This window comes from Ureibacillus thermophilus (assembly GCF_004331915.1).
Lineage (GTDB): Bacteria > Bacillota > Bacilli > Bacillales_A > Planococcaceae > Ureibacillus > Ureibacillus thermophilus.
Genome location: NZ_CP036528.1, coordinates 635,968 through 651,958 on the forward strand (window position 1 = coordinate 635,968; position 15,991 = coordinate 651,958).

A 15,991-nucleotide genomic window follows, 5' to 3' on the forward strand; every position below is an offset into this window, starting at 1 on the left:
GGGTTGACGAAATTGGCTGTTTTAGTGGCAAGAAAAATTAGAAAAACCTATGGCAAACGTACATTAAAACATGAGGTATTAAAAGGAATTGACTTGGAAGTAAATGAAGGTGAATTTGTCGGCATCATGGGTTCTTCCGGTTCAGGAAAAACGACATTATTAAACGTGCTATGTTCCATTGATTTTGCAACAGAAGGAATTGTAGAAATCAACGGGAAACAGCTATACAAAATGAAGGAACGGGATTTAGCAAAATTTCGCCGGGAACATTTAGGGTTCATCTTTCAAGATTATAATTTGCTTGATACGTTAACGGTGAAAGAAAATATTTTGCTGCCGTTATCTGTTGGCAAAGTATCAAAAAATGAGGCGGAGAAGCGTTTAACAATGCTCGTTGAATATTTAGGAATCAAAGACATTTTAAATAAATATCCAAATGAAATATCCGGAGGGCAAAAACAAAGAACATCAGCGGCAAGGGCTTTAATTACAGAACCTTCCATCGTATTTGCCGATGAGCCGACTGGTGCCCTTGATTCCAAATCGGCCACTGCACTTCTTGCAAATTTAGAAAATATTAATAAAGAACGAGGCGCAACGATTATGATGGTGACCCACGATGCAGTGGCAGCAAGCTTCTGCAGCCGTGTATTGTTTTTAAAAGATGGTCAAATCTATACGGAGCTTTATAAAGGGGATAAAATGAGACAGGCGTTTTTCCAGGATATTTTAAATACCCAAAGAGTGCTTGGCGGTGATGGATATGACGTTGACTAATTTAGTTTTTAAAAGCATGAAGAAGAATATCAAGCACTATTACTTATACTTCTTTGCATTAATCTTTAGTGTGACTCTTTGCTTTTCATTCGTCACGATCCAATACAATCCTTCTGTTGTCAAAGCATTGGCGGCAAGCGGCAGCGCAACGGCAGCTTTTGAATCGATTACGTATGTTTTATATTTTATACTAATCTTTTTTATCCTTTATGCGAACCAATTATTTATGAAACGCCGCAGTAAAGAAATTGGCTTATATCAATTAATCGGGATGACCAAGGGTTTGATTTTTCGGTTATTATTGATAGAAAATGTCGTGTTGTTCACATTGGCTGTTGGAATCGGGATGGTGCTGGGATTTTTAACTTCGCGTTTTTTTGCCATGATCTTAATGAAGTTAATAAAAAATGATGCGATTGTCAGTTTATCGTTTTCCATGACGGCCTTTTCTAAATCGCTCATTATTTTTGCCCTTCTATTAGTGGTGGTTATGCTTCAAATTTTCATCATGATTCGAAAAGCATCATTATTGTCATTGTTTAATGCGGCCAAAAAAGCCGATGAACGGATTAAAAAGTTCAGCATTTTCCATATGGTCATGGGAATCATCGGAATTGGATTGATTGCTTATGGGTATTACGATTCCACAAGATTGTTCAGCGTGGGAGGCGCCACAACAAACAATCTCTTGATTAATATGCTGCTGATTTTAGGTTCCACAATTATTGGCTCCTATTTATTTTTCCGGTATTCTGTGGCGCTTATTATGAACTTAATCCGGAAAAGCAAAAAGGGGTATTTAAAAATAACGGACGTTTTAGGTGTCACAACGATTATGCACCGCATGAAGGGAAATGCCAGTTCCCTTACATTAATAACGGTGTTGACGGGGCTAGCCGTCGGGATTATGACGCTGTCTTATATTTCCTATTATTCATCAGAATCCGATGCGAGACAGTTGTCTCCATTTGATTACATTTTATTAGATAATAAAGGAATTGAATTTTTCGATCAGCTCGTAGCGGAAGGAATCGAATATGAAAAAACTACTTTTCAAATTTCTGCGGTAAATGTGAAAATGGCTGATTTATTTAATTTGGATGAAAAGAATGCTGGATATATAAATATCAATCAAGAGGCAGTTTCATCAGTGGTTTCTTTATCGGACTATAAAAAAATAAATCCAAACGCTCAATTGGAAGAAGGGGAAACCATTATTACAAGCTATGCAAATGTATTGTCTGAATTACTGCCGCTTGAAAGTAAAAAGAAAATTCAAGTAAACACAAGTGAAAAGAATTACTCTTTATTTATCAAAGAAGTAAGGGAAGATGAGTTTTTCTTATCGGTGTTGGCAAGCGCCGGTTCGCCGGTATTGATAGTGACAGATGAATTATTCGATGAAATACAAAAGGTTCAAAAACCGGAAATTACAAGTCAAATCGGTATTAATTTAGTAAACGAAAAAGACCGTGAAAGGGCCGAAACATTATTTAAAACCTTGAGGGAACGAAAAGCCATTGAATATGATTATCAAAAAACTTACAAAGAATATTACGATGAGAATATAGCGCTTAACGGAATGACTATTTTTGTGACAGGATTTTTGGGACTGGCCTTTTTGTTGACAACAGGAAGCATTCTTTACTTTAAACAAATGGGCGAAGCGGAAGATGAAAGAGAGTCCTATACGATTTTGCGGAAAATCGGGTTTTCCAACGGAGAAATCATGCGCGGAATTTACGTCAAACAATTATTTAACTTTGGCATGCCGCTCGTGATTGGTATCTTACATAGTTATTTTGCAGTGAAATCTGGTTGGTGGCTATTCGGGTCTGAAATGGCAACACCAATGATCATCATCATTGCCATTTACGTAGCGATGTACACGGTATTTGGAATACTATCTGGAATGTACTATAAAAAGGTAGTAAAAGAAGCGCTATAAGAAAAAGCTGTTCAATTGCCTTTTTTCAAAGAGGCCGGCGCAATGTCTGGCCGCTTTTTTGTAGATTTATATAATGAAATTTGGCCTTGTGGGTAAAAATTGTTTCATATTTAAATAGAAACCATGTTTAAGTGTATGAAAGGGTAGATAAATTCTTAATGTAGGCAAGAAAATTTTCAGAATTTTATTGGAGTTGATTTATATCAATACCTTTTATATACTATAAGACAGCTTAAGAAGTACAAGGCAGAGCAAGAATTCATTTAAATGAAAGAAAATACTTGCTAACATCTAGGGTATTGGTATATAATGTTGAATGTTGGTCTTTGACTGCGATGAAGCGGGAGGTTGCCGACACACCCGGCCGCTTTGCCATGGCGAGTGTGTGGGAAATTTCCGTGGAGAATGTCTAGTAATTAGGCGAAAAGGAGGGAAAATAATGGCAAAACAAAAGATTCGTATTCGTTTAAAAGCGTATGATCACCGCGTGTTAGATCAATCCGCTGAAAAAATCGTTGAAACTGCTAAACGTTCAGGTGCTAGCGTATCAGGTCCGATTCCGTTACCAACTGAAAAAACAGTGTACACAATCCTTCGAGCTGTTCACAAATACAAAGATTCTCGTGAACAATTTGAAATGCGTACACACAAACGTTTAATCGACATCATTAACCCAACACCACAAACAGTGGATGCGTTAATGAAGCTTGATTTACCATCTGGCGTTGACATCGAAATCAAACTTTAATTGTAATCATAAAAACTTTTAATAATCACAGGAGGTGTGACAAATGACCAAAGGAATCTTAGGTAGAAAAATCGGTATGACGCAAGTTTTTGCTGAGAACGGCGATTTAATACCGGTAACAGTGATTGAAGCGACACCAAACGTAGTGCTTCAAAAGAAAACTGTTGAAAACGATGGCTACGAAGCAATCCAATTAGGTTTTGAAGATAAGCGTGAAAAGCTTGCAAACAAACCTGAAAAAGGACACGTAGCAAAAGCAAATACTGCTCCTAAGCGCTTCATTCGTGAAATTCGTGGAGTAAACTTAGATGAGTATGAAGTTGGTCAAGAAGTCAAAGTAGATATTTTCGCAGAAGGCGATTGGGTAGATGTAACAGGTACATCAAAAGGTAAAGGTTTCCAAGGTGTAATCAAACGCCACGGACAATCTCGCGGACCTATGGCTCACGGTTCTCGTTATCACCGTCGTCCTGGTTCAATGGGTCCTATTGCTCCAAACAGAGTATTCAAATCTAAAAACTTACCTGGTCAAACTGGCGGAAATAAAGTAACAATTCAAAACTTACAAATCGTAAAAGTAATTCCAGAACGCAACTTACTATTAATCAAAGGGAATGTTCCTGGTTCTCGCAAATCTTTAGTAACAGTAAAATCTGCTGTGAAAAAATCTAAATAATTCACTGGAGAAAGGAGGAAACAGGAATGACAAAGGTAACTGTACTTAGTCAAACAGGTGCTTCAGTTGGAGAAATCGAATTAAAAGATGAAATTTTCGGCATCGAACCAAACGAAGCAGTTTTATTCGACGCAGTAATCGCTCAACGCGCTTCTCTACGTCAAGGTACACACAAAGTAAAAAACCGCTCTGAAGTTTCTGGTGGTGGTAGAAAACCATGGCGCCAAAAAGGAACTGGACGTGCTCGTCAAGGTTCAATCCGTGCTCCTCAATGGCGTGGTGGTGGTACAGTATTCGGTCCACAACCAAGAAGCTACAGCTATAAATTACCGAAAAAAGTTCGCCGTTTAGCGCTTAAATCTGCTTTATCCGCTAAAGTGAACGAGCAAAACTTATTAGTTTTAGATGCGTTAAAATTAGACGCTCCAAAAACAAAAGAATTCAAAGCGATTTTAAATAATTTAAAAATCGATTCAAAAGCTTTATTCGTTACAGCTGATTTAGATGAAAACGTGGCATTATCCGCACGTAACATCCCAGGCGTAACTGTGATCACAGCTAACGGAATCAACGTGCTTGACTTATTAGGTCATGACAAAGTTGTATTCACGAAAGCTGCAGTAGAAAAAGTTGAGGAGGTGCTTGGATAATGGATGCACGTGATGTAATCAAACGTCCTGTCATTACTGAGCGTTCTTCTGAACTAATGGCTGAGAAAAAATACACTTTCGAAGTTGATCTTCGTGCGAATAAAACGCAAGTTAAAGATGCAGTTGAAGAAATCTTCGGCGTAAAAGTAGCAAAAGTTAACATCATGAACTACAAAGGTAAAGTAAAACGCGTTGGAAAATTCCAAGGTTTAACAAACAGACGCCGTAAAGCAATTGTAACTTTAACACCAGATAGTAAAGAAATCGAAATTTTCTAATTGTGAATCGAATTGATTTGAGATGTAAAGAAGGAGGGAAACAACATGGCGATTAAAAAGTATAAACCAACCTCAAATGGTCGTCGTAATATGACGTCATTTGACTTTGCGGAAATCACAACTGATAAGCCGGAAAAATCATTATTAGCGCCATTAAAACGCAAAGCTGGTCGAAACAACCAGGGGAAAATTACTGTTCGTCATCACGGTGGTGGACATAAACGCCAATATCGTATCATTGATTTCAAACGTGATAAAGATGGCATTCCAGGCCGCGTTGCTACAATCGAATACGATCCAAACCGTTCAGCAAACATCGCATTAATTAACTATGCTGATGGTGAAAAACGTTATATCATTGCACCAAAAGGATTAAAAGTAGGTCAAGAAATTATTTCTGGTCCAGATGCTGATATTAAAGTAGGTAACGCTTTACCATTAGCAAACATCCCAATGGGTACTACAATTCACAACATCGAATTAAAACCTGGTAAAGGTGGACAACTAGTTCGTTCTGCTGGTGCATCTGCACAAGTATTAGGACGCGAAGGTAAATATGTAATTGTACGCCTTCAATCTGGTGAAGTTCGTTTAATCTTAGCGACTTGCCGCGCAACAATCGGTCAAGTTGGTAACGAATCTCACGAACTAGTAAACATCGGTAAAGCAGGTCGTTCACGCTGGTTAGGTAAACGTCCTACAGTTCGCGGTTCTGTAATGAACCCTAATGATCACCCACATGGTGGTGGTGAAGGTAAAGCACCAATCGGACGCAAATCACCAATGACACCTTGGGGCAAACCAGCTCTTGGTTATAAAACACGTAAAAAACGCAATCGTTCTGATAAGTTTATTATTCGCGGACGTAAAAAATAATGTGATAAAACTACGGTTCGTGCGTAGAGCCGTGGTGAAATCACGGAGGGAGGTTACTAAATGGGTCGCAGCTTGAAAAAAGGACCATTTTGTGATGAGCATTTAATGAAAAAAGTAGAAGCACAACAAGGTCAAGAGAAAAAACAAGTAATCAAAACTTGGTCTCGCCGTTCTACAATCTTCCCTAACTTCGTTGGACTAACAATTGCGGTTTATGATGGACGCAAACATGTGCCAGTTTATATTACGGAAGATATGGTAGGCCACAAATTAGGCGAGTTCGTACCAACTCGAACTTATAAAGGCCACGGTAATGATGACAAAAAAACAAGACGCTAATTTTGAGAGGAGGTAAATCCTGATGACAACAAAAGCTAAAGCTGTTGCTCGCACAGTCCGAATTGCACCTCGTAAAGTGCGTTTAGTTGTAGATTTAATTAGAGGTAAGCAAGTAGGAGAAGCAGTTGCGATTTTACGTCACACTCCAAAAGCGGCGTCTCCTGTCGTTGAGAAAGTATTAAAATCCGCAGTTGCAAATGCTGAGCACAATTACAATTTAGATCCAAATAACTTATATATTTCTGAAATTTACGTTGATGAAGGACCAACATTAAAACGTTATCGTCCACGCGCACAAGGTCGTGCAAGCGGAATTAACAAACGCACAAGCCACATCACTGTAGTGGTATCTGAGAAGAAGGAGGGTTAATTTTGGGTCAAAAAGTACATCCAAACGGATTGCGAATCGGCATCATTCGCGACTGGGAGTCAAGATGGTACGCTGAAAAAGACTATGCCGATTTGCTTCATGAAGATCTCAAAATCCGTAAATACATCGAAACGACATTAAAAGACGCAGCAGTTTCTAAAGTAGAAATCGAACGCGCTGCTAATCGTGTGAACATTACAATCCACACTGCAAAACCAGGAATGGTTATCGGTAAAGGTGGTACGGAAGTAGAAAACTTACGTAAATACCTAAGCGATTTAACTGGCAAACGTGTACACATTAATATTGTTGAAATCAAAAAACCGGATCTTGATGCAAAATTAGTTGCTGAAAACATTGCGCGTCAACTTGAAAACCGCGTTTCATTCCGTCGTGCTCAAAAACAAGCAATCCAACGCACAATGCGTGCAGGAGCAAAAGGAATTAAAACTCAAGTGTCTGGTCGTTTAGGCGGAGCTGATATCGCTCGTGCAGAACATTATAGCGAAGGAACTGTACCACTTCATACGCTTCGTGCTGACATCGACTACGCTCATGCAGAAGCAGATACAACATACGGAAAACTAGGCGTAAAAGTATGGATTTATCGTGGTGAGGTCCTTCCTACGAAGAAAAACTCTGCGGAAGGAGGAAAATAATTATGTTAATGCCAAAACGCGTGAAATATCGTCGCGAACATCGCGGTAAAATGCGTGGCCAAGCAAAAGGCGGTCGCGAAGTACAATTTGGTGAATGGGGCCTTCAAGCTACAACAGCTAGTTGGGTGACAAACCGTCAAATCGAAGCTGCCCGTATTGCGATGACTCGTTACATGAAACGTGGCGGTAAAGTTTGGATTAAAATCTTCCCACACAAACCTTATACGAAAAAACCTCTTGAGGTACGGATGGGTTCCGGTAAAGGTTCACCTGAAGGTTGGGTAGCTGTAGTAAAACCAGGAAAAGTTATGTTTGAAGTTGCTGGTGTATCTGAAGAAGTTGCACGCGAAGCTCTTCGTTTAGCATCACATAAACTTCCTGTAAAATGTAAAATTGTGAAACGTCAAGAAACTGGTGGTGATTCTAATGAAAGCTAAAGATATCCGTGAACTTGCCACTTCTGAAATCGAAATGAAAATTAAATCACTAAAAGAAGAGCTTTTCAACCTTCGCTTCCAATTAGCGACTGGTCAATTAGAAAATACAGCTCGCATTCGTGAAGTTCGTAAAACGATTGCGCGCATGAAAACTGTGATTCGCGAAAGAGAAATCAGTGGAGATAACTGATAAAGGAGGTCCGGTATATGTCTGAGCGTAAACAACGCAAAGTTTACACTGGCCGTGTAGTTTCAGATAAAATGGACAAAACGATTGTCGTTCTTGTTGAAACTTACAAAAAACACAAATTATACGGCAAACGTGTAAAATATTCAAAAAAATTCAAAGCTCATGACGAGCATAATGAAGCTAAAGTTGGCGATATCGTACGCATTATGGAAACACGCCCACTATCAGCTACAAAACATTTCCGTCTTGTTGAAATTGTAGAAAAAGCGGTTGTTATTTAATAGATATTCGGAAAAACGGAAGTTCCGAAGGGAGGTAACCTAAATGATCCAACAAGAAACTCGTTTAAAAGTTGCTGACAACTCTGGTGCACGTGAAGTGTTAACAATTAAAGTGCTTGGCGGTTCTGGACGTAAAACTGCGAATATCGGTGATATTATCGTTTGCACAGTTAAGAAAGCAACACCAGGAGGCGTTGTTAAGAAAGGTGATGTTGTAAAAGCCGTTGTAGTACGCACTAAATCTGGTGTTCGTCGAAAAGATGGTACGTATATCAAATTTGACGAAAATGCATGTGTTATCATCAGAGACGATAAATCACCACGTGGTACACGTATTTTCGGACCAGTTGCACGTGAGTTGCGTGATAAAAACTTCATGAAAATCATTTCTCTAGCTCCAGAAGTTCTTTAATCATTTGATAGTACCAATTAAGGAGGTGCGACACATAATGCATGTTAAAAAGGGCGACAAAGTAAAAGTTATTACTGGAAAAGACAAAGGCAAAGAAGGCATTGTACTTGCTGCTTTTCCTAAAAAAAATCGTGTAATTGTTGAAGGCGTAAATATTGTGAAAAAACATCTGAAGCCTAATCAATTAAACCCACAAGGTGGTATTGTAAGCCAAGAAGCACCAATCCACGTTTCGAACGTAATGCTAATCGATCCAAAAACCGGCGAGCCGACTCGTGTAGGTTATAAAATCGAAAATGGCAAAAAAGTTCGTGTTGCAAAAAAATCAGGTGCAGTAATTGACTAATAGAAATTTTGAAAGGAGGTACAAAACATGAGCCGCCTAAAAGAAAAATATAAAAACGAAGTAGTTCCTGCTTTAATGAATAAGTTTGGATATAAATCAATCATGCAAGTTCCTAAAGTTGAAAAAATCGTTGTCAACATGGGTGTTGGTGACGCAGTACAAAACTCTAAAGCATTAGATGCAGCTGTTGAAGAATTAGCGATCATCACTGGTCAAAAACCTGTTATCACTAGAGCGAAAAAATCAATCGCTGGATTCCGTTTGCGTGCAGGTATGCCAATCGGTGCCAAAGTTACATTACGTGGTGACCGTATGTATGATTTCCTTGATAAATTAGTATCTATCGCACTTCCACGTGTACGTGACTTCCGCGGTGTTTCTAAAAAAGCATTCGATGGTCGCGGTAACTACACATTGGGTGTTAAAGAACAATTGATTTTCCCAGAAATCGATTACGATAAAATTTCAAAAGTACGCGGTATGGATATCGTGATCGTAACGACAGCGAATTCTGATGAGGAAGCTCGCGAGTTATTGACACAATTCGGTATGCCGTTCCAAAAATAATAAAAGGAGGGCGAAATCGTGGCAAAAAAATCAATGATCGTTAAACAAAAACGCAAACCTAAATTCAAAGTGCAAGCATATACACGTTGTGAACGCTGTGGACGTCCACACTCTGTATATCGCAAATTCAAACTTTGCCGTATTTGTTTCCGTGAACTTGCATATAAAGGACAAATTCCTGGTGTGAAAAAAGCTAGCTGGTAATGCCCAAAAAATGGGAAGGAGGTAAAAGAATATGACAATGACAGATCCAATTGCAGATATGCTAACTCGCATCCGTAATGCGAATATGGTTCGTCACGAGAAGCTAGAAGTACCGGCTTCCAAAATTAAAAAAGAAATCGCTGAAATTCTTAAGCGAGAAGGCTTCATTCGTGATGTGGAATATATCGATGACAACAAGCAAGGTATTATCCGTATTTTCTTGAAATATGGAAAAAATAACGAACGTGTAATCACTGGATTAAAACGCATTTCTAAACCAGGTCTACGCGTTTATGCAAAAACTGACGAAATTCCTAAAGTATTAAACGGATTAGGAATCGCTATACTTTCAACTTCTCAAGGTGTGTTAACTGATAAAGAAGCACGCGCTAAAAAAGTAGGCGGAGAAGTAATAGCTTACATTTGGTAATAAGTAATATGCGAATGGAGGTGCAATGAAATGTCTCGTGTAGGAAAAAAACCGATTGAAGTTCCTGCTGGCGTTACAGTAACTGTTAGCGATGACAATACTGTAACTGTAAAGGGACCGAAAGGCGAATTAACTCGTCAATTCAACAAAGATATGAAAATTGAACAAGAAGGAAATATAATTACAGTTGTTCGCCCTTCTGATTCAAAAGAACACCGTACAATTCACGGTACAACTCGTGCGTTGCTAGCAAACATGGTAAAAGGTGTATCTGAAGGATTCTCTCGTTCTTTAGAATTGATTGGGGTTGGGTACCGTGCTCAATTACAAGGTAAAAAACTTGTACTAAACGTTGGTTACTCACATCCAGTAGAATTTACACCTGAAAATGGGATCGAAATCGAAGTTCCTTCCAACACAAAAATCGTGGTAAAAGGAATTGACAAAGAACGCGTAGGTGCGTTTGCAGCGGATATTCGTGCTGTACGTCCACCTGAACCATACAAAGGTAAAGGTATTCGCTACGAAGGTGAATATGTACGTCGTAAAGAAGGTAAAACAGGTAAGTAATGCTAGATAAGCGTTAGAAAGGAGTGACCACTATGATTACGAAACTAGATAAAAATAAAGTTCGTAAAAAACGTCATGCACGCGTGCGTACGAAAGTTCACGGTACACCTGAACGTCCACGTTTGAACGTATATCGTTCCAATAAACACATTTACGCACAAATCATTGACGATGTTGCAGGACATACACTTGTAAGTGCGTCAACATTAGAAAAAGATTTTGAAGGTCCTGGCAGCAATAAAGAAGCTGCAGCAAAAGTTGGCGAATTAATTGCAAAACGTGCATTAGAAAAAAATATTACTTCCGTTGTATTTGACCGTGGTGGTTATTTATATCATGGACGTGTGAAAGCATTAGCAGAAGCTGCACGCGAAAACGGTTTACAATTCTAATAAGAAGGAGGGACATACTTCATGAGTCGTATTGACGCAAACAAATTAGAACTTGAAGAACGCGTTGTTGCGGTAAACCGCGTTGCGAAAGTTGTAAAAGGTGGACGTCGCTTCCGCTTCTCAGCGCTAGTAGTAGTAGGTGACAAAAACGGTCATGTTGGATTCGGTACTGGTAAAGCTCAAGAAGTACCTGATGCGATTCGTAAAGCTGTAGAAGACGCGAAGAAAAACTTGATCGAAGTACCACGTGTAGGTGGAACTATTCCACATGAGGTAATTGGTCACTTTGGTGCTGGTAAAATCTTAATGAAACCTGCTTCAGAAGGTACTGGAGTAATCGCTGGTGGTCCAGTACGTGCGGTACTTGATTTAGCAGGAATTACGGATATCCTATCAAAATCTCTAGGTTCTAACACACCAATCAACATGGTTCGCGCTACTGTTGATGGTTTAAAACAATTAAAACGTGCTGAAGAAGTAGCTAAGCTTCGTGGTAAATCAGTAGAAGAGCTACTAGGATAAGGGGGGATAATCATGGCAAACAAATTACAAATCACCCTTACGAAATCTGTAATCGGCGCTAGCGAAAAACAGCGCAAAGTGGTAGAAGCTTTAGGATTAAAAAAAGTAAATGCTACTGTAGAACATTCAGATAATCCTGCCATTCGCGGCATGATTAATAAAGTATCTCACTTAGTAACAGTTAAAGAAATCTAATGATTTAAACTAATAAATAAGGAGGTGCCATCTAAGATGAAACTTCATGAGCTAAAACCAGCGGAAGGTTCACGCAAAAAACGCAACCGCGTTGGTCGTGGTATCGGTTCTGGTAACGGTAAAACTGCTGGACGCGGTCATAAAGGTCAAAACGCTCGTTCAGGAGGCGGTGTTCGCCCTGGTTTTGAAGGTGGTCAAAACCCATTGTTCCGCCGCTTACCAAAACGTGGTTTTACTAATGTAAACCGTAAAGAATATGCAATCGTGAACCTTGATGCATTAAATCGTTTCGAAGACGGTGCAGAAATTACACCTGCATTGTTAATCGAAACTGGTGTTGTGAGCAAAGAAAAAGCTGGTATCAAAATCCTTGGAAATGGAACTCTTACTAAAAAGCTTAATGTAAAAGCTCACAAGTTCTCTGCTTCTGCAAAAGAAGCGATTGAGAGCGCTGGCGGAACAACTGAGGTGATTTAATGTTTCGTACTTTCGCAAACTTTATGCGAGTCCGCGATATTCGCAATAAAATATTCTTCACTTTACTCATGCTAATCGTTTTTCGTATAGGAACTTTTATCCCTGTACCAAACGTGGATGCAGATGTATTAAAAGTAACGGATGAATTTAACCTTGTTGGTTTTCTGAACGTGTTTGGCGGCGGTGCTTTATCCAATTTCTCCATTTTTGCTTTAGGGATTATGCCTTATATCACTGCTTCCATCATTGTTCAATTATTACAGATGGATGTCGTGCCTAAGTTTGCAGAATGGGGACGTCAAGGTGAAGTAGGTCGCAGAAAGTTGGCGCAGTTTACTCGCTACTTTACTGTTGTGTTAGCATTCATCCAAGCCTTTGCAATGTCATTTGGTTTTAACAAATTATATGGAGGTACACTAGTTACAGATACAAGTATACTTTCATATTTGACGATTGCGATTGTACTTACAGCCGGTACAGCATTTTTGCTTTGGCTTGGTGAGCAGATTACGGCTCATGGCATTGGTAATGGTATTTCTATCATTATCTTTGCTGGGATCGTTGCTGCAATACCTACAACAATCAACCAAATTTATGCCCAACAAATTGAAGGTGCAGGGGATCAACTTTTCATCCGTATTGTGATTTTATTGCTTCTTGCTTTAATTATCTTGGCCATTGTTGTTGGAGTTATTTACGTACAACAAGCATTACGTAAAATTCCAATCCAATATGCTAAACGCGTTTCTGGTCGAGTAGGGCATGTTGGGGCACAACAAACGCACTTGCCGTTGAAAGTAAATGCTGCCGGAGTGATTCCTGTCATCTTCGCAGTAGCATTTCTTGTTACACCTCAGACTTTAGCAGCGTTTTTCGGTCAAAATAAAGTAACAACATTCATTGCCAACATGTTTGACTATACGAAACCTGTTGGGATGATTCTTTATATTGCTTTAATCATAGCGTTCACTTATTTCTATGCATTTGTTCAAGTGAACCCTGAACGTATTGCCGATAACTTGAAAAAACAAGGTGCATATATTCCTGGAATTCGACCAGGAAACGATACTCAAAACTACTTAACAAAAGTGCTCTACCGCTTAACATTTGTCGGTGCACTCTTTTTATCGGTAGTAGCGATATTGCCTATTTTGTTTATCAACTTTATGAATTTACCTGCTTCCGCTAAAATTGGTGGAACAAGCGTCATCATCATTGTTGGCGTCGCATTAGAAACGATGAAACAATTAGAAGCACAGTTGGTAAAACGTCATTATAAAGGTTTTATGAAATAATTGTTGGTTAGGAAACATTTTTGTTTCCTAAGCCAGCACCTTGGGAGGGAAATGTCCGTATGAATATTGTTTTGATGGGCTTGCCTGGTGCCGGGAAAGGTACGCAAGCAGAGAAAATCGTTAACAAATACGAAATCCCTCATATTTCTACAGGTGATATGTTCCGCGCTGCCATCAGCCAAGGCACTGAACTTGGCCTTAAAGCGAAATCATATATGGATCAAGGTGCGCTAGTTCCGGATGAAGTAACTATTGGCATTGTTCGCGAAAGATTAGCTCAAAAAGACTGTGACAAAGGTTTTTTGCTTGATGGATTCCCACGTACTGTTCCTCAAGCAGAAGCGTTAGAAAACCTCTTAGAAGAACTTGGCAAGAAAATTGATCACGTCATTAATATCCAAGTGGAAAAAGATGAGCTCGTGAAACGTTTGAGCGGTCGTCGCATTTGTAAAACTTGTGGAGCTTCTTATCACGTAATTTTCAACCCTCCTAAAGAAGAAGGCAAATGTGATAAGGACGGCGGAGAATTATACACACGTGCAGACGACAATCCTGAAACGGTTGCTAATCGCCTGGAAGTAAATATGAAACAAGCACAACCTTTACTTGATTTTTATGAGAAAAAAGGTTTACTAACAAATATTAATGGTCAGCAAGATATTGAAAAAGTATTTGCTGATATCGACGCTCTATTATTACAGGGCAGCCGCAGCTGATACCCGTCATTCTTTCGAAAGTCATAATACTTTTCGCGAGGGGTTATCGGAAACAACAGAAATTTGAGAGTTGTATAAAGTGCCCGGTATACACTGCTTGCGAAAGTTTGTACTTACAAAGAAGTTCTTTTGTGAAGAGTGTTATGGGTTTCGTGGAAGCATCAAGTGATCGGGTATGAATTTTCATATGTTTCCGGAAATCTTATATATAGAACAATTTTATACCGGATTTATTCATTCCCTGGATTGTGTGAAGCGAAACCAGCGAGCGTCTTTCGAACATCTCTCATACAATCCAACGTTTGTTAATGGAGTTGCTTCTAACCTGTAAAACTGTTGCGAGGTTCTCGAATGGGAACGATTTAGCAGATAAAGAAGGGAGACAGGGTTGATGGCGAAAGACGATGTAATTGAAGTCGAAGGAACAGTTGTTGAGACTTTGCCAAATGCGATGTTTAAGGTACAATTAGAAAATGGGCACACTGTGCTTGCACACGTTTCTGGGAAGATTCGTATGCATTTCATTCGAATTTTGCCTGGAGATAAAGTGACGATTGAGTTATCACCTTATGATTTGACTCGCGGTCGTATCACATACCGTTTTAAATAATCTTTGCACTCCGAAGACTTAAGGAGGTTGAGTTGAATGAAAGTGAGACCATCAGTAAAACCGATTTGCGAAAAATGTAAAATTATTCGCAGACGCGGTAAAGTAATGGTAATCTGCGAAAACCCAAAACATAAACAAAAACAAGGTTAATTTTTAAGGAGGTGCGAAATTAATGGCACGTATTGCTGGTGTTGATATTCCTCGCGATAAACGCGTAGTGATTTCATTAACTTATATTTATGGTGTTGGTAAAGCAACTGCTAAGAAAGTATTAGCTGCAGCTGGTGTTTCTGAAGATACTCGTGTACGTGATCTTACAGAAGACGAATTAGACAGAATTCGTACAGAATTAGATAAATATAAAATCGAAGGTGACTTACGCCGAGAAGTATCACTTAACATTAAACGCTTAATGGAAATTGGTTGCTACCGTGGTATCCGTCACCGTCGTGGTTTACCAGTTCGCGGACAAAATACGAAAAACAATGCACGTACTCGTAAAGGTCCTCGTAAAACTGTAGCGAACAAGAAAAAATAATAGGTAAAGGGGGTTTACCGAAATGGCTCGTAAACAACAATCACGTAAACGTCGCGTGAAAAAAAATATCGAATCAGGTATTGCGCACATTCGTTCTACATTTAACAATACAATCGTAACGATTACTGATATGCAAGGGAATGCAGTTTCTTGGTCAAGCGCAGGTGCTCTTGGATTCAAAGGTTCTCGTAAATCCACTCCATACGCTGCTCAAATGGCTGCCGAAGCTGCTGCAAAAGCTTCTCTTGAACATGGTTTAAAAACGTTAGAAGTAACTGTTAAAGGTCCAGGTGCAGGTCGTGAAGCAGCTATTCGTGCACTTCAAGCTGCAGGACTTGAAGTAACAGCGATTAAAGATGTTACACCAGTTCCACATAACGGTTGCCGTCCGCCAAAACGTCGTCGTGTGTAATGGGTGCAACTCTTTGGAGTACATCATTCTTGTGCAAGAAGAATTGTACAAATTTATAAAGTCAAGTTTTTTTGAC

The 15,991-nt window shown here is 39.2% G+C and carries 29 protein-coding genes; all 29 read left to right on the forward strand.

The window, feature by feature from the left end; translation table 11 throughout:
- The first annotated feature begins 12 nt into the window (after positions 1–12).
- The 29 genes from DKZ56_RS03030 to rpsK all read left to right on the forward strand — a co-directional run bounded on the left by DKZ56_RS03030 (position 13) and on the right by rpsK (position 15,915).
- Entirely contained in the window at positions 13–777 is a 765-nt protein-coding gene (locus tag DKZ56_RS03030; protein WP_208652145.1) for an ABC transporter ATP-binding protein, read from the forward strand.
- Positions 764–2,725 (forward strand): FtsX-like permease family protein, encoded by a 1,962-nt coding sequence (locus DKZ56_RS03035; RefSeq protein WP_208651262.1) that lies wholly within the window; start codon positions 764–766, stop codon positions 2,723–2,725. The genes DKZ56_RS03030 and DKZ56_RS03035 overlap by 14 nt, the downstream gene beginning before the upstream one ends.
- A 439-nt stretch (positions 2,726–3,164) precedes the next feature.
- Positions 3,165–3,473, forward strand: coding sequence for a 30S ribosomal protein S10 (rpsJ, locus tag DKZ56_RS03040; protein WP_016839367.1), 309 nt, complete (start codon positions 3,165–3,167; stop codon positions 3,471–3,473).
- 43 nt (positions 3,474–3,516) lie between these two features.
- Positions 3,517–4,149 carry a 50S ribosomal protein L3 gene (rplC, locus tag DKZ56_RS03045; RefSeq protein ID WP_208651263.1) on the forward strand — a complete coding sequence of 211 codons (633 nt, stop codon included), beginning with the start codon at positions 3,517–3,519 and terminating at the stop codon, positions 4,147–4,149.
- A 26-nt stretch (positions 4,150–4,175) separates the two neighbouring features.
- Positions 4,176–4,799 carry a 50S ribosomal protein L4 gene (gene rplD / locus DKZ56_RS03050; RefSeq protein ID WP_208651264.1) on the forward strand — a complete coding sequence of 208 codons (624 nt, stop codon included), beginning with the start codon at positions 4,176–4,178 and terminating at the stop codon, positions 4,797–4,799.
- Positions 4,799–5,077, forward strand: a complete 279-nt coding sequence (rplW, locus tag DKZ56_RS03055) for a 50S ribosomal protein L23 (RefSeq protein WP_208651265.1) — start codon at positions 4,799–4,801, stop codon at positions 5,075–5,077. Before rplD ends, rplW begins: the two co-directional genes overlap by 1 nt.
- A 45-nt stretch (positions 5,078–5,122) precedes the next feature.
- Positions 5,123–5,953 carry a 50S ribosomal protein L2 gene (gene rplB, locus DKZ56_RS03060; protein WP_208651266.1) on the forward strand — a complete coding sequence of 277 codons (831 nt, stop codon included), beginning with the start codon at positions 5,123–5,125 and terminating at the stop codon, positions 5,951–5,953.
- 60 nt (positions 5,954–6,013) lie between these two features.
- Positions 6,014–6,292 (forward strand): 30S ribosomal protein S19, encoded by a 279-nt coding sequence (gene rpsS, locus DKZ56_RS03065; protein WP_141601979.1) that lies wholly within the window; start codon positions 6,014–6,016, stop codon positions 6,290–6,292.
- A 22-nt stretch (positions 6,293–6,314) separates the two neighbouring features.
- Entirely contained in the window at positions 6,315–6,662 is a 348-nt protein-coding gene (gene rplV, locus DKZ56_RS03070) for a 50S ribosomal protein L22 (RefSeq protein ID WP_208651267.1), read from the forward strand.
- A 2-nt stretch (positions 6,663–6,664) separates the two neighbouring features.
- On the forward strand, positions 6,665–7,321 hold the full coding sequence (gene rpsC, locus DKZ56_RS03075) for a 30S ribosomal protein S3 (protein ID WP_208651268.1): 657 nt from the start codon (positions 6,665–6,667) through the stop codon (positions 7,319–7,321).
- Positions 7,322–7,323: 2 nt separating this feature from the next.
- Positions 7,324–7,758, forward strand: a complete 435-nt coding sequence (rplP, locus tag DKZ56_RS03080; RefSeq protein WP_208651269.1) for a 50S ribosomal protein L16 — start codon at positions 7,324–7,326, stop codon at positions 7,756–7,758.
- A complete protein-coding gene (gene rpmC / locus DKZ56_RS03085) occupies positions 7,748–7,948 on the forward strand; it encodes a 50S ribosomal protein L29 (protein WP_208651270.1) in 201 nt (66 codons plus the stop codon). Before rplP ends, rpmC begins: the two co-directional genes overlap by 11 nt.
- 17 nt (positions 7,949–7,965) lie before the next feature.
- Complete coding sequence (rpsQ, locus tag DKZ56_RS03090) at positions 7,966–8,229, forward strand: 30S ribosomal protein S17 (RefSeq protein WP_141601974.1); 264 nt, start codon at positions 7,966–7,968, stop codon at positions 8,227–8,229.
- Between the two features lie 43 nt (positions 8,230–8,272).
- The gene (gene rplN, locus DKZ56_RS03095; protein WP_208651271.1) at positions 8,273–8,641 is read left to right on the forward strand and encodes a 50S ribosomal protein L14; all 369 of its coding nucleotides are present in this window, start codon (positions 8,273–8,275) and stop codon (positions 8,639–8,641) included.
- 37 nt (positions 8,642–8,678) lie between these two features.
- Positions 8,679–8,987 carry a 50S ribosomal protein L24 gene (gene rplX / locus DKZ56_RS03100; protein ID WP_208651272.1) on the forward strand — a complete coding sequence of 103 codons (309 nt, stop codon included), beginning with the start codon at positions 8,679–8,681 and terminating at the stop codon, positions 8,985–8,987.
- A gap of 27 nt (positions 8,988–9,014) precedes the next feature.
- Positions 9,015–9,554, forward strand: coding sequence for a 50S ribosomal protein L5 (gene rplE / locus DKZ56_RS03105; protein WP_208651273.1), 540 nt, complete (start codon positions 9,015–9,017; stop codon positions 9,552–9,554).
- An 18-nt stretch (positions 9,555–9,572) separates the two neighbouring features.
- On the forward strand, positions 9,573–9,758 hold the full coding sequence (locus DKZ56_RS03110) for a type Z 30S ribosomal protein S14 (protein WP_208651274.1): 186 nt from the start codon (positions 9,573–9,575) through the stop codon (positions 9,756–9,758).
- Positions 9,759–9,789: 31 nt separating this feature from the next.
- Entirely contained in the window at positions 9,790–10,188 is a 399-nt protein-coding gene (gene rpsH / locus DKZ56_RS03115; RefSeq protein WP_208651275.1) for a 30S ribosomal protein S8, read from the forward strand.
- A gap of 30 nt (positions 10,189–10,218) precedes the next feature.
- Positions 10,219–10,758, forward strand: a complete 540-nt coding sequence (gene rplF / locus DKZ56_RS03120) for a 50S ribosomal protein L6 (protein WP_208651276.1) — start codon at positions 10,219–10,221, stop codon at positions 10,756–10,758.
- A gap of 32 nt (positions 10,759–10,790) precedes the next feature.
- Positions 10,791–11,150: a 50S ribosomal protein L18 gene (rplR, locus tag DKZ56_RS03125; protein WP_208651277.1), complete on the forward strand. Its 360-nt coding sequence runs from the start codon at positions 10,791–10,793 to the stop codon at positions 11,148–11,150.
- Positions 11,151–11,171: 21 nt separating this feature from the next.
- Positions 11,172–11,672, forward strand: a complete 501-nt coding sequence (gene rpsE, locus DKZ56_RS03130; RefSeq protein WP_208651278.1) for a 30S ribosomal protein S5 — start codon at positions 11,172–11,174, stop codon at positions 11,670–11,672.
- Positions 11,673–11,684: 12 nt separating this feature from the next.
- Positions 11,685–11,867 (forward strand): 50S ribosomal protein L30, encoded by a 183-nt coding sequence (gene rpmD, locus DKZ56_RS03135; protein WP_208651279.1) that lies wholly within the window; start codon positions 11,685–11,687, stop codon positions 11,865–11,867.
- 36 nt (positions 11,868–11,903) lie between these two features.
- Positions 11,904–12,344 carry a 50S ribosomal protein L15 gene (gene rplO / locus DKZ56_RS03140; protein ID WP_208651280.1) on the forward strand — a complete coding sequence of 147 codons (441 nt, stop codon included), beginning with the start codon at positions 11,904–11,906 and terminating at the stop codon, positions 12,342–12,344.
- Positions 12,344–13,639: a preprotein translocase subunit SecY gene (gene secY / locus DKZ56_RS03145; RefSeq protein WP_208651281.1), complete on the forward strand. Its 1,296-nt coding sequence runs from the start codon at positions 12,344–12,346 to the stop codon at positions 13,637–13,639. The genes rplO and secY overlap by 1 nt, the downstream gene beginning before the upstream one ends.
- Before the next feature lie 59 nt (positions 13,640–13,698).
- Positions 13,699–14,355 carry an adenylate kinase gene (locus DKZ56_RS03150; protein ID WP_208651282.1) on the forward strand — a complete coding sequence of 219 codons (657 nt, stop codon included), beginning with the start codon at positions 13,699–13,701 and terminating at the stop codon, positions 14,353–14,355.
- 391 nt (positions 14,356–14,746) lie between these two features.
- On the forward strand, positions 14,747–14,965 hold the full coding sequence (infA, locus tag DKZ56_RS03155; RefSeq protein ID WP_208651283.1) for a translation initiation factor IF-1: 219 nt from the start codon (positions 14,747–14,749) through the stop codon (positions 14,963–14,965).
- 36 nt (positions 14,966–15,001) lie between these two features.
- Positions 15,002–15,115, forward strand: a complete 114-nt coding sequence (rpmJ, locus tag DKZ56_RS03160; RefSeq protein WP_152154137.1) for a 50S ribosomal protein L36 — start codon at positions 15,002–15,004, stop codon at positions 15,113–15,115.
- Between the two features lie 22 nt (positions 15,116–15,137).
- A complete protein-coding gene (gene rpsM, locus DKZ56_RS03165) occupies positions 15,138–15,503 on the forward strand; it encodes a 30S ribosomal protein S13 (protein WP_208651284.1) in 366 nt (121 codons plus the stop codon).
- A 22-nt stretch (positions 15,504–15,525) separates the two neighbouring features.
- A complete protein-coding gene (rpsK, locus tag DKZ56_RS03170) occupies positions 15,526–15,915 on the forward strand; it encodes a 30S ribosomal protein S11 (protein WP_016839392.1) in 390 nt (129 codons plus the stop codon).
- Positions 15,916–15,991: the final 76 nt, after the last annotated feature.